General features: G+C 54.0%; 10 protein-coding genes. 4 read left to right on the top strand and 6 right to left on the bottom strand.

Annotated elements, in window-relative coordinates; all coding sequences use genetic code 11:
- Positions 1-144: 144 nt before the first annotated feature.
- Genes NEV57_RS12490 through NEV57_RS12480 form a run of 3 tightly spaced genes read left to right on the top strand, consistent with a single transcriptional unit; the run spans position 145 to position 6,081 of the window.
- Entirely contained in the window at positions 145-3,156 is a 3,012-nt protein-coding gene (locus NEV57_RS12490) for a SusC/RagA family TonB-linked outer membrane protein (RefSeq protein ID WP_257658658.1), read from the top strand.
- A gap of 17 nt (positions 3,157-3,173) precedes the next feature.
- Positions 3,174-4,685 (top strand): RagB/SusD family nutrient uptake outer membrane protein, encoded by a 1,512-nt coding sequence (locus tag NEV57_RS12485; RefSeq protein WP_257658657.1) that lies wholly within the window; start codon positions 3,174-3,176, stop codon positions 4,683-4,685.
- Between the two features lie 37 nt (positions 4,686-4,722).
- Complete coding sequence (locus NEV57_RS12480) at positions 4,723-6,081, top strand: glucoamylase family protein (protein WP_257658656.1); 1,359 nt, start codon at positions 4,723-4,725, stop codon at positions 6,079-6,081.
- A gap of 283 nt (positions 6,082-6,364) precedes the next feature.
- On the opposite strand, the gene NEV57_RS12475 is transcribed toward NEV57_RS12480, so the two are convergent.
- Together NEV57_RS12475 and NEV57_RS12470 are read right to left on the bottom strand one after the other, a co-directional pair.
- Complete coding sequence (locus NEV57_RS12475) at positions 6,365-6,988, bottom strand: alpha/beta hydrolase (protein ID WP_257658655.1); 624 nt, start codon at positions 6,986-6,988, stop codon at positions 6,365-6,367.
- A 4-nt stretch (positions 6,989-6,992) separates the two neighbouring features.
- The gene (locus NEV57_RS12470; protein ID WP_257658654.1) at positions 6,993-7,931 is read right to left on the bottom strand and encodes a ring-cleaving dioxygenase; all 939 of its coding nucleotides are present in this window, start codon (positions 7,929-7,931) and stop codon (positions 6,993-6,995) included.
- A gap of 258 nt (positions 7,932-8,189) precedes the next feature.
- Between NEV57_RS12470 and NEV57_RS12465 the strand changes: the two genes are divergently transcribed.
- Positions 8,190-8,780 carry a Crp/Fnr family transcriptional regulator gene (locus tag NEV57_RS12465; RefSeq protein ID WP_257658653.1) on the top strand — a complete coding sequence of 197 codons (591 nt, stop codon included), beginning with the start codon at positions 8,190-8,192 and terminating at the stop codon, positions 8,778-8,780.
- A gap of 9 nt (positions 8,781-8,789) precedes the next feature.
- Here NEV57_RS12465 and NEV57_RS12460 read toward each other — a convergent pair whose 3' ends face one another.
- The 4 genes from NEV57_RS12460 to mutL all read right to left on the bottom strand — a co-directional run bounded on the left by NEV57_RS12460 (position 8,790) and on the right by mutL (position 13,492).
- On the bottom strand, positions 8,790-9,914 hold the full coding sequence (locus NEV57_RS12460) for an endonuclease/exonuclease/phosphatase family protein (RefSeq protein ID WP_257658652.1): 1,125 nt from the start codon (positions 9,912-9,914) through the stop codon (positions 8,790-8,792).
- Positions 9,914-10,792, bottom strand: a complete 879-nt coding sequence (locus NEV57_RS12455) for a rhomboid family intramembrane serine protease (protein WP_257658651.1) — start codon at positions 10,790-10,792, stop codon at positions 9,914-9,916. The genes NEV57_RS12460 and NEV57_RS12455 overlap by 1 nt, the downstream gene beginning before the upstream one ends.
- A 99-nt stretch (positions 10,793-10,891) precedes the next feature.
- Positions 10,892-11,623, bottom strand: a complete 732-nt coding sequence (locus NEV57_RS12450; RefSeq protein WP_257658650.1) for a rhomboid family intramembrane serine protease — start codon at positions 11,621-11,623, stop codon at positions 10,892-10,894.
- Between the two features lie 15 nt (positions 11,624-11,638).
- The gene (mutL, locus tag NEV57_RS12445; protein ID WP_257658649.1) at positions 11,639-13,492 is read right to left on the bottom strand and encodes a DNA mismatch repair endonuclease MutL; all 1,854 of its coding nucleotides are present in this window, start codon (positions 13,490-13,492) and stop codon (positions 11,639-11,641) included.
- Between the last annotated feature and the right edge of the window lie 9 nt (positions 13,493-13,501).

Raw genomic sequence — 13,501 nt, 5'->3', positions numbered from 1 at the left:
GGTTTTTTTATTTCACGCCACGCTTCCATAAAACATTTCACGTTGTGAAAACATATGCCGCGTTCAATTGTACTTATTAGGACAAGTTCATTGTACACAAAACATCCTACCACAGAACTAACATGTTGAACCTATTATGTCAATATGAAGAATCTACTTACCAGTTGCCTGCTGTCGGTATGGGTGTGGACGATGGCCTATGGCCAGCAACCCTCCGTGAATGGAAAAGTCACTGACGGAGCCACCGGTCAGGGACTCCCGGGTGTGACCATCACCGTAAAAGGTGTTGCCACCGCCACCCAGACGGATGCTGCGGGTAATTTTACCATCCAGGCCGCGGGCGCCGACACACTGGTCTTTCGCTTTTTAGGTTTTGCTACACAGGAAGTCCCCATAAATGATCAGGCCACGCTGAACGTAACCATGGAGGATGAAGGGACTGCGCTGGAAGAAGTAGTGGTTATCGGATACGGCACGGCGGAGAAACGCGACCTGACCGGCTCCATCGCGCAGGTCAGCGGCAGTGAGGTTGCCGACCGACCTTCAGCCAACCCCGTGGCGTCTCTCCAGGGCCGCGTGGCCGGTGTCCAGGTGGTCAACTCCGGCAGGCCCGGAGCCGAACCGGATGTGCGCATTCGGGGAACCAACTCCATCAACAACGTGCGCCCGCTGTATGTGGTAGACGGGATATTGAATGACAACATCGATTTCCTGAATCCCGCCGATATCGAGTCCATGGAAATTCTGAAAGACCCCTCGTCATTGGCTATATTCGGGGTACGGGGAGCAAATGGGGTAATCACAATTACCACCAAACGGGCAAAGGCGGGGCAGCTCAATTTTAATTTCAATTCCACCGTCGGCCTCAAACACGTGACCGACCGGATGGCGATGACCGATGCCGCACAATTCCACGAACTGTACGACGAGCAGCTGGCCAACCAGGGAAGTCCGCCGTTCGATTACGAAAACTGGCAAGCAAACACCGACTGGCAGGACCAGATTTTCCGGCAGGGCGTATTAAATTATAACAACCTCAGCGTAAGCGGTGCTTCCGAAAACAACCGGTTTTACATGGGGCTGGGCTATACCCTCGATCAGGGGGTAATCAAGCACGAGCAGCTTGAAAAAATAACACTGAACATTAACGATCAGCTGAACATCACCGAAAATTTCCGGGTAGGGATCAATTTCAGCGGTTACCGATCGGACCTGCCGACACCCAACAGCCTTACGGACGCTGCCGTGGCAAGTGCCCTGCGGGCCGCACCCATCGCTCCGGTATTTAATGATGCCTATGGGTTACTGCATACACTCCCTGATTTCCAGCGGGCGCAGATCAGCAATCCGATGACCAATGTCGAGTACCGGAAAAACACCAATATCCGCCACCAGTACCGGGGCGTGGGAAGTATCTTCGGGGAAATCGATTTTCTGCAGCACTTCACCTTCCGGACGTCATTCCTGGTCGACTATGGATTTAATCCCGAACGTTCCTACATTCCACTGATCAACTTTTATAATCCCGATCTGGCAGGGGAGGACAAAACGGACCGCGTCGGATTGGTAACTACGGTGAATCAGGCGCAGAGCACCGAGGCCAAGATCCAGTCGGACTGGCTGCTGACCTATAAAAACACGTTCGGTGAGCACTCCCTGACCGCCCTCGTGGGTTACACCACCTACAGTAACCGCTATGAGCAGGTCACCGCGTCGCGGACACAGGGCAGCGGCGACCCGATTCCCAACGACCCGGATAAATGGTACGTCGGCATCGGGTCCAGCGACTCACAGACCGGGAACGGCACCGCCTGGGAACGGCGGACCATCTCTTACCTGGCACGGGTACTCTACAATTACGGCGGTAAATACCTGCTGAATGCCTCATTCCGGCGCGATGGCAGCTCGGCGTTCATCAAAAACAACCCCTGGCAGAATTTCGGGTCCATCGGTGCTGCGTGGGTAATCAGCGAAGAGGGCTTCTGGGGAACGGAAAGCTTTATTGACAACCTCAAACTAAAAGGGTCCTGGGGTGTGCTGGGCAATCAGAATACCGGTGACGACTACCGATACCCGATGTTTCCGCTGCTGGTGGCCAACAGCTCGGCCGTTTTCGGCGACAATGTTTTCCCTGCCTATGAACCACAATACATTCCGGACCCTAACTTACAATGGGAAACGGTGACAGCCTGGGAGGCGGGGTTCGAACTCGCAGGCTTTGAAAACCGGCTGACGCTGGAAGGAGTATACTACAGCAAACTGACAGACCATATCATGGTGGAGGTCCCCGGAGCACTGGGCACCAAGCCGGGCCTGCGGAACCAGGGGTCCATCAAGAACAGCGGCGTGGAACTGGCCGCATCATGGAACCAGCAGCTCACCGACGACCTTTCTTTTACCGTGGCCGCCAATCTCACCACGCTTTCCAATAACGTGGAAAGCCTGGTTGACGAAGGCTATCAAATTATACGGGATGCATCGCGAACGGCCGTTGGATTCCCGATTGGCTATTTTTATGGCTATGTACACGACGGCATCTACCAGAACGATGCGGATATCGCCAATTCGCCCACCAACACCATCAATGAGGTGCTCCCGGGCGACATCAAATACAAAGACGTCAATGGAGATAACGTAGTCAATGAACAGGATCGCACGCTGATCGGCAACCCGACTCCGGACTTTACTTATGGCGCCGCGCTGAATGTGGTTTACCGGCAGTTTGACCTGGGTATTGAGCTGATGGGTGTGCAGGGCAATGACATCTTCCGCGACTGGAACCGTAACCAGTTTGCCCAGTTCAACTTCCAGGAAGACCGGCTGGACCGCTGGACCGGCGAGGGAACCTCCAATTGGGAACCGATCGCGAATACCGCAAGGGCGAACAACCGGTTGATCTCTTCGTATTTCATTGAAAGCGGCAGCTTCGTCCGCATACGGAACATCCAGCTGGGTTATCAGTTTGCATCCGAGCTGGCCACCCGCCTGCGGCTGAAAAGCATGCGCCTCTTTGTCAATGCCCAAAACCCCTTTACGTTTGCCCGGAATACGGGATACACTCCTGAGATCGGCGGATCCGCCATCGCATTTGGCGTGGATAAGGGTACCTACCCCGTCCCTGCTATTTACACATTTGGCGTTAACCTCAATTTTTAACTACCAATTCTCTGGCCATGAAAACGATATACACCCGTAAACACATCCTCATCGCGTCTGCCTGCCTGCTGGCCGCTGCTGCATTGCTCACGGCATGCGGCGAAAGCTGGCTGGGTGGCGACCCGCTTGGCCGCCTAACGGAGGATGACATTCCTGCCGGGTCACTTGAAGGGCAGGCCTTCGGGATCTATGCCGGACTGCGCAGCGAGGGCACCAGCGGATTGCCCTACGTTGCCATCCACAACATCCGTTCGGACGACGCGGATATTGGCGGCGGACCCGGAGATGAGGCAGCCGCGGCACCTATCTTTGACCATTTTGGATATACCAAAGACTACTGGCTGATTAATAATTACTGGACAAACCATTACAGCCTGATTGCGCTGGCCAACAACCTCCTGGCGGCGGCGGACTCTATTGCTACGCCAACGGACCTGACGGCCATCAACGTAGCGGAGGCTAAATTTGCACGCGCCTTTGCTTATTTCAACCTCGTACGTACATTTGGTGAAGTGCCCAAAATTGACTTTCCTATCGTCACCCAGGACCAGGCCATTGTGCCCAAGTCGACAATCCCCGAAATCTATGCGCTTATCGACGAGGACCTCCAGGAAGCCACAGCCGTGCTGCCCCTCACCTGGGAAGATCGTTTTACCGGTCGCCTTACCCAGGGCGCGGCCTATGCCCTGCAGGCAAAAACATACCTCGCGCGCAGCAACTGGAGCGGTGCGCTGGGAGCCGCACAGGCTGTTATTGGCTCCGGACAGTATGACCTGAGTGTTCCCTACGACATGATATTCCGCGAAGAAAGCGAAAATAGTCGCGAATCGGTGTTTGAGATACAGGCGGTATACACGCAAAATAACCGGGAGATGGGAATTACCTATGCCAGCCGCCAGGGACTCCGGGGTGCCGGCGACTTTAACCTGGGCTGGGGTTGGAACATCCCCAATGCGGTGCTGCTTGATGCGTTTGAGGAGGGAGACCCGCGCAGGGACGTTACCGTTCTTTATTCCGACAGTGTGAATGCACCATATGGTGAGCGGATACCCGGCGGGCTGGACCGCGCATACTGGAACAAAAAGGTGTATACCAATCCGTCTATCCGGGCTTCAGCCGGAAGCCGGCAGGGCGAATGGTTTAACTTCCGGGTGATACGCTATGCCGACGTACTGCTGATGGCTGCCGAAGCCGCCAATGAAATCGGCGGGGAAAGTAATATCGACCTGGCGCTGGATTACCTGGAACAGGTGCGCGCACGGGCCCGGGGCGCCAACAGCGGCGTACTCCCCGAGGTAACAACCCGCGACCAGGAAGAACTCCGCCAGGCCATCCGCCACGAACGGCAGGTGGAGCTGGGCATGGAGAATGAGCGGTTCTTTGATCTGGTACGCTGGGGCATCGATGTCGAAACGATGCATGCGGCGGGAGAAACCAGTTACCAGCAGCGGCATCGGTTCATCCCGATTCCCCAGATCGAAATCGACCGTTCGGGCGGCGTATTGGAACAAAATCCCGACTATCCGTAATCCTCTGATGAACACGCGCGCACACGGAACCTTTCATATGAAGCATGCAGGCCTTTTTATCGTCATTGCCGGATTTTTACTCTTGGCAAGCGGCTGCGGCGGGCGGGAAACCGCCCGGTCCGGGTCGGCTAACCCGGAGCCATTAACGGACGATTCGCTGCTTTCGCTGGTACAGCACCAGACATTCCGCTACTTTTGGGAAGGAGCTGAGCCCACTTCCGGCCTAGCCCGTGAACGCATACACCTCGATGGCGAATATCCGCAAAACGATCGGGACGTAATTACGATTGGTGGCAGTGGTTTCGGCGTAATGGCCCTGCTGGTAGGTATGGAACGCGGATTTATTTCCAAAGCCGATGGCGCCGGCCGGCTGAAGCACATCATGGATTACCTGAAGGCAGCCGACCGGTACCACGGTGCATGGCCCCATTGGCTTTACGGCCCCACGGGCAGGACCAAGTCGTTCAGTGACCGCGACGATGGCGGCGACCTGGTGGAAACCGCTTTCATGGCACAGGCACTGATCTGCGTGCGCGAGTACTTTAGAAATGACGTACACGACGGCAACCGGGAGATTGCCGCAAAGGCCGACAGCCTTTGGAAAGGAATCGACTGGGACTTTTACCGGAATAACCAGGATGTGCTTTTCTGGCATTGGAGCCCGACACACCAGTGGGGCATGAACCACGCCATACAGGGTTACGATGAATGCCTGATTACCTACATCCTGGCGGCCTCGTCGCCCACGCATCCGATTCCCGTTTCGGCCTATCACAATGGCTGGGCCCGCGGGGGGGCCATTGTTTCCGCCGACAAAAAGTACGGGATTCCGGTGATCCTCCGGCATAACGCCCCCGAAGACGCTGTCGGACCCCTTTTCTGGGCACATTATTCGTGTCTGGGGTTGGACCCGAGGGAACTTAAAGACCGGTATGCCGACTATTGGCAACTGAACACGAACCACGTACTGATCAATCGGGCACATGCGCTCCGTAACCCCAACGGCTATAAGGGATATGGCGAAAACGCCTGGGGTTTTACGGCAAGCTATTCCGTAAAGGGATATGCCGCACACCACCCCGATAACGACCTTGGGGTCATTTCGCCTACGGCGGCATTATCATCTATTCCCTACACCCCTGAATACAGCATGCGGGTGTTGCGCTATTTCTATGAAACACTTGGCGACCGCCTATGGGGGGAGTACGGCTTTTACGATGCCTACAGCGAAACCGAAAACTGGTTTCCGCAGCGTTACCTCGCGATTGATCAGGGCCCGATTGTGGCGATGATCGAAAATTACCGCAGCGGCCTGCTGTGGAAACTGTTCATGCGCGCACCGGAAATACAGCATGGACTGAAACGGTTGGGGTTTCAGCATCCCAAAATCGATTAGCCATTAAGGCCGGCGGCAGGAGCCATTAGCCCGCGCTTCGGGACCCCTTCAACACCTGTTCGGATACCCATCGGTACTGCTTCGGGAATGGTCCGGGGGTTTTATCGCCCTCGTTCGGTGTCCGCCGAAGGCCGGTCGAACAGCGCCCGAAGCGGAGTCGAAGGACTCCCGAAGCACTCTCGAACAACACTCGAAGCGCCCTCGAACAGTTCCCGAAGAAGTCTCGAAGAACCCTCGAACAACACCCGAAGCACCCTCGAAGCCGACTCGAAGCATGCCCTGCTCACTGGAAAATAAGGGTGTTGGCCAGCAAGGTCTCATCGGCACTGATGCTGTGCGGTTTTCCCGGATAAATCTCCGTGGTTACCTGCGCGCCCAATTGCCGCAGGATGGTGGCACTTTCTTCAATTCTTGCCAGCGGCACATGTGCGTCATGGTCGCCGGCGGTAATCAATACCGGTGTTTCATCAAAATCACCCTGATAGGATGTGTGGTCTAATGTGGCACCGATAAGTCCCCCGGTAAACGCCACGATGCCGCGGTACCGACGGGCATGGCGGGCCGCATATTCCAGGGCGAGGCAGGCACCCTGCGAGAAACCGACGAGGTATACCTGTTCTGCGGGCATGCCCTGCGTGGCAAGCTCCGCAAAAACCTCATCAATCCGTGCCAGCGCGGAATCCAGTGCCGGCTGATTCTGATCAACCGGTGCCATGAAACTATGGGGATACCAGGTATTATTGGTTGCCTGCGGCGCCACAATGGCAGCATCCGTAAACTGAAGGTGATGCTGCAGGGAGAGAATGCCCTGTGCCGAGCTGCCCCGGCCGTGAAGCAGCACAATGGCGCTTTTTGCCTGTGCTACAGCTGTCCCGGCCTGTATAACTTGTTTTTCGTGCGTGTACATAACCTTAATCTAATTGTGGTAAAACAGCTTCGATGTGACTCCGGTTTGCCTCGTATTGGGACGGCAGCTTCAGTCCGCTTCCAAGCTGGGCAACGGTTTCATCGGTGGCGAAGCCGGGGTTATCAGTAGCCAATTCAAACAGCACGCCTCCCGGTTCGCGGAAATACAGCGAATAAAAGTAATTCCGGTCGATCTTCGGGGTAATTTGCAGACCGAGGGCCGCAATTTTTTCGCGGAAGTGCATCAATACGGCTTCATCCGGCACACGGAACGCAACGTGGTGTACTGATCCGCCGGCAACCTGCCCGACCGCTTCACCCGGCGCCTCCACCAAATCAACAATAGCGGCCTGCTGTACCGCATCGGTGACCAGGCGGTAGCGGTTTACTTCCTGTTGGGCCAGCCGATAGCCAAACACATCGGTCAGTATACTGGCGGTGGCGTCCATCTTCTGCGTGGTAATGGTGATGTGATGGAACCCCCGCAGCGCATGTGCTGCGGTTACCTCCTTCGTTTCCCAGGGTGTGCGTGTGTCAGCGACCCGTGGCACCGTTAATTCCAGTTTCAGTCCGTCCGGATCCAAAATCGTCAGGTACTGCTCGCCGAACTTCTCGGCCACGTTGTTGTGGATCACGTTGTGTTCCTCCATCCGCCGCTTCCAGAAATCAAGACTCCCTTCGGGTACGGAAAAACCGATTTCCGTTACCTGTTTCGTACCCCGGCGCCCCATGTGAACGCGGTTGCCCCAGGGGAAGAAGGTGAGAATGGTGCCCGGTGTACCCACTTCGTCACCAAAATAAAAATGATACGTTTCCGGATCGTCGAAATTAACGGTCTTTTTCACCAGCCGCTGCCCCAATATGCGTGTATAAAAATCGTGATTTCTCCGGGCATCCCCCGCAATAGCGGTAACGTGATGGATGCCTAAAATCCTGTTTTCCATAATTGATACTCCTTTAATTTGCCTTAATGGCTATTTGTTGATACAAAAGTAAACGGTGCCGCACGGCTGCGCATTAACCTATAACAAGAAAAGCCGTTTCACTTATATAAAAATTAAACCCCACTGATGGTTTTGGTTATTTCATACTTAAAAAGCACTATCCGGGGCGGGGGACGCGGCCGATCTGAATATCCAGCGCGGGCATATTGCTTATGAACGGATTTTAGCTAAGTTTGTGCTAATGATCCGTTATGCTGCATGATGATGTTTGAATCCATTAACGACTATGTTAACCATTGCGGAAATTTCGCATCAGAGGACCTGGCGGTTTTCAACAGCCTGCTGGTTCCCAGATCGGTTAAAAAAAAGCAGATTCTCCTCCGCGAAGGTGAAATCTGCAATTTCGAGGCATACATCGTAAAAGGCTGCATACGCACCTATTACATTGATGAAAACGGCAGTGAAGCCATCCTGCAGTTTGCCATTGAAGACTGGTGGGTAGGCGATATCGGCAGCTTCCACGACCGGACGCCCAGCCTGTTTTACATTGAAGCGATGGAGGACAGTGAGCTCCTTACGCTTAATGTCGCGAGCAAGGCTGCGCTATTGGAGCGGTTGCCCAAATTCGAGCGGGTTTTCCGCCTGATGATTCAGCGTCACCTGGTGGCGGTTGAACGGCGACTGATCCGTACCATGGCGCGGACGGCCGAAGAACGTTACCTGGACTTCATCAAACAGTACCCTAAAATCACCCAGCGGGTTCCACAGCACTACATCGCTGCATACCTGGGAATGACACCCGAGTTTCTCAGCAAGGTCCGGCGGCGACTGGCCACCCGGAGTGCATAAGGCAGGAGATTAAAGTACCACGTCCGCCCAAACAGGATAATGGTCGGAAAGTTTCTTCTTAACGATCTGGTACCATTGGATGGAAAATTCCTTACTGGCCAGGATGTAATCGATCTGAAAATTGGGGAAATCGCCGTTGTAGGTTACTCCCCATCCGCGGCCTTTTTCCAAAAAAGCGTTCTGCATACCCGAAGATACCTGATTGACGGCATAAGACAACGGCGTATCGTTGAAATCTCCGGCGATGATGAAAGGCACACGGCAGGCATTGCTATGCGCTTTCAGTGATTCTGCCTGGCCGCTCCGCGCCCGGAAGGCCTGTTTCAGTCGCGACCCGATGCGCCGGGTGGATGCGGCATCTTCCTCAATGGTTTTGGCCGGGCGCTTGATGAAGTCGTAGTCTTCCTTTTGGAAGCCAATTGACCGTAAATGCACGTTATACACCCGGAACACCTTGCCGTTTTTATTGATATCTGCATACACCACCCGGTTTACCCCATACTGATGGTCGGGCAGGTGTCCGGATTCCAGAATTGGGTATTTGGAGAAAATGGCCAGGCCGTAAGCCTCATAATCGTTTTGCGCAGCCGGAAAAACCACCCGGTACGGCAATCCGACATCGTCTTTAAATGCCTTTGACATCCGGTGCTGTCCGCGCTGCCGGGTATAATACTCCTGAATACAGACCACATCAGGTGAAATGGAATCAATGACCTGCATGATCTCATCTTTGATCGCCGGTGCATTATTCTGCGCTTCGAAGGTCCGGAAAAAATGAACATTGTAGGTCATGAGCCGGATAGCTGCCGAATCAGGGGCGGTCACCGTATCCGCCGGCACGCGGGCACTAAAGCCGAAATGTTTATTAAAGGTATTCCATCCCACCAAAATCGCTATCAGGGAAATGCCGGCGTAGGGGATTCGCCGGATCAGCCAGTAAATGATAAACAGGATATTGATGACCAGCAATGGCAGGTAGGCAATGCCGAAAAAAGCGATCGGCCAAAACCCCATGGGGTTAACAACAGGCGCAAGGTAACTCAGCAGCAATGCGATCACAGCGCAGCCATTTGCCAATAGCATGAACTTACTGATGACACCCAATTTATTCGTGCGCCGCGCCTTCCGTGCCATTAGTACTCATTTTGGCCCTGTTTACTCGCCTTAAAGAGCGCCTCCTTTTCGGCTTTGGTAAGGCTGTCGTAGCCCGATTGTGAAATTTTATCTAAGATTTGATCGATCACTTCCTGGTTGGGCACAAGCGGGGGGTCCTGCCGCGGGGAGGTGTGATCATTCCGGACCACGCGTAATTTGCTTTTTTTACGCTGGCCCAGCACACGGCTCCAGTCGTGGCCCGCCCGCAGCTGCCTGATATACAGGTAACCCAGCAGTGCTCCCCCGATGTGGGCGATACTTCCACCAGCATTAAGACCTGCGATGGCCAGCACGTCAATAACGATAAATGCCAGGGCCAGGTATTTCAGTTTGACATTTCCAAAAAAGAGCATCCGCAGGGTATAGTCGGGCAAGAGCGTTGCCGTGGCAAACACGACCGCACTGACACTGGCCGAGGAGCCAATAAGCACCGTGCGGAGCGCTTCCTCCCGAAACACCGGAATGAAGTTATACGCCAGCATGAACAGCGCACCGCCAAGCAGACCGCCGGCAAGGTATACAAAGATGAACTGCCGTTTCTTCAGAAAATCAAGAAATATAATACCCATCCAGAACAGCCAAAGCATGTTGAAAAGGATGTGGAACAATCCCTGCTGAGTAAACATGTAGGTGATGATCGTCCAGGGTTTATATATCCAAGCACCCACCGTTGCCGGTAATTGCAGCCACGATAACAGGTAGCCCGATAGGGGGAGGGATGTAACGCGCAACGCGGTAAACAGGGCAAGCACGTTAAGGAAAAGGAAAACGAGAATATTCAGCGCAATGACCAAATACAACGGATTTCCAGACTGGAAAGCCCTATGCCATAAATCGTTCCAAAGTGATTTTTTCATTGCCGTTCGTTCGGTACAAACCTGCAGAAAACAGCCACTAATATATGAAAAAAAGTGTTGTATTCGCTTTCAACTGCAAGGTACAAAAATATGCGGTGTTTACCAATATCCCGGGCGGCGGACCCCCCAGAGCTTAATTAATAAGAAGCCAAACAGTGCGCCGCCGATGTGGGCAAAGTGGGCCACCGAAGTTCCGGTACGCGACATGCCAAGCACCAGTTCGATTAAAATCATGACCGGAATAAAGTACTTAGCCTTAATGGGCACCGGCAGGAAAATCAGCATCAGCGGCGTATTGGGGAACAGGTAGCCAAAGGCGATCAGTAAGCCATAAATGGCGCCGGATGCGCCAACCATGGGCGTATTGTACACCGAAACCAGCTTGTTGAACCCTTCCTGCGTGAGCGCGGGATGGTTGCTGTAAACCAGCCCCTGAAACATATCAAACCGCAGCCATTGGCTGGCAGATACCGTGCCGGTGATCTGATATACTTCCAATGCCTGAACACCAAATTGCAACGCCAGCGCGCCCAGTCCCGTGATCAGGTAATAGTTAAGGAAACGCTTGGAGCCCAGCACCTGTTCAAGTACCGGCCCGAACATGAACAGCGCAAACATATTAAAGAAAATATGCGAGAAGCCCCCATGCATAAACATATACGTAATGATCTGCCAGATCTTGAAAAAGGGTGAATCCAGATAATAGACCCCGAAAAGACGGTTGGCCTGGTCGAATATCATGGTGCCCAGAAAGCAGATCACATTAATGATGATCAGGTTTTTGACTACCGGGGTAAGGCCTGCAAATGGAGATGCTGAATTATTGTACATGTGCTTAGTAGATATTTACCGCTCAAACCGTTCGGCCAGTTCTTGCAGTGTAAAAGTAAGAATTATCGGCCTTCCACTCAACGATACGCCGGGTGTTTCGCACGCAAATAGCTGATCAATCAATTCGGCCATCTCATTGATCGACAATACGGTTCCCGGACGGATGGCGGCATGCCGGGCCAGGCTCCTGGCAAGCTTCTCCCGCTTGGGCAGCTTCAGCTCCGCCTGGTTGTTTTTATAGTCTTCCAGCAGCTGTTCCAGCAGCTGCCGCTCGCTAATGCCGGTTATGTCGGCCGGAACTCCCTCAACGACAACCGTATTTTTACCAAATTCCCTGATCTGAAAGCCCAATGCCTGAATGTCCGGCAGCAGCTCACTGATGAGCTGGAAGTCGGCACCGTTTAAGGTAACCGTTTGGGGAAACAGGCTCTGCTGGCTGGCGCCCTGCCGGTTTTCGAGGTGCTGGCTGAATTGTTCAAACAAAATCCGCTCGTGGGCCGCCTGCTGATCGATCAGGATGAAACCCGAGTGAATCTGCGACAGGATGTAGCGGCCATGCAGCTGGAACGGCGGTTTAGAAACGCGCTCGGTCTGGTCTGCTCCCGGTCCGGATACATCACCCTCCAGGTTCAGTTGTCCTTTTTCGGGCTGTTGTGCAATCCGGTACAGCGTTTCCCAGTTTTGCGGAATGCTGCCGTGCCCGCCGGAAGCGGCCGGCCGGGCCGTACCGGATGCGCCCGATTTATGGTCGGATGCCGGCTCAAACGGGTTAAAGTCAGGATTGAATGCAATGCTCGGCGGGACGATCTCGTCCAGCGGCTTCTGGCTGATCAGCCGGCTGAAGCCGGTTTCCTGATTGAAGTCCAGCGTCGGGGTAATGTTATACCGACCCAACGACCGCTTTACGGCCGACTGGATGATGGCATAAATAGCCCGTTCATCCTCGTATTTGATTTCCGTCTTGGTCGGGTGAACGTTGATATCTATTTTGGCCGGGTCTATATCAATAAACAGGACATAGAAAGGGAAACTCTCCGGAGGCAGGAGCCCTTCATAGGCTTTAACGACGGCGTGGTTAAGGTAGGCGTCCCTGACAAACCGGTTGTTCACAAAGAAGAACTGCTCGCCGCGAGTCTTCTTCGCGTATTCGGGCTTGCCGATAAATCCGTCCAGCCGGATGATGGTCGTATCTTCCGCTACGGGTACCAGGCGCTGGTTATAGCTGTTGCCGAACACATGCACAATGCGCTGCTTGAGGGTTCCCTCCGGCAGGTGGAACAGTTCGTTGCCATCGCTGTGCAGGCTAAAAAAGAGCTGGGGATAGGCCAGGGCCACCCGCTGGAATTCGTCGACAATGTGCCGCATTTCCACGGCATTGCTTTTCAGGAAATTCCGCCTGGCGGGAATATTATAAAATAGGTTTTTTACACAGATACTCGTGCCTGTTGGCAATGCAGCGGGTTCCTGCTTTACGACGGTTGATCCCGCAATTTCCAGGAGCGTCCCCAGTTCATCTTCCGTACGCCGGGTTTTAAGCTCTACATGGGCAATTGCCGCGATAGAGGCGAGTGCCTCTCCCCGGAATCCCATGGACCGGATGGCAAACAGGTCTTCCGCCCGACGGATTTTTGACGTGGCGTGGCGTTCAAAGCAACGCCGGGCATCGGTAACGCTCATGCCACAGCCGTTGTCTATCACCTGGATCAAGGATTTTCCACCGTCCCTTACAATCAGTTTGATTTTATCCGCCCCTGCATCTATCGCATTCTCCATCAACTCCTTAACCGCTGACGCTGGCCGTTGCACCACCTCGCCCGCGGCGATTTGGTTGGCCACCGCATCCGGCAACAATTGGATAATATCTGACATACGCTTGCG

This window comes from Parapedobacter lycopersici (genome assembly GCF_024643285.1).
GTDB lineage: Bacteria > Bacteroidota > Bacteroidia > Sphingobacteriales > Sphingobacteriaceae > Parapedobacter > Parapedobacter lycopersici.
The sequence above is the reverse complement of the archived record's forward strand: the minus strand, read 5'-3'. Positions and strand labels throughout refer to the sequence as shown.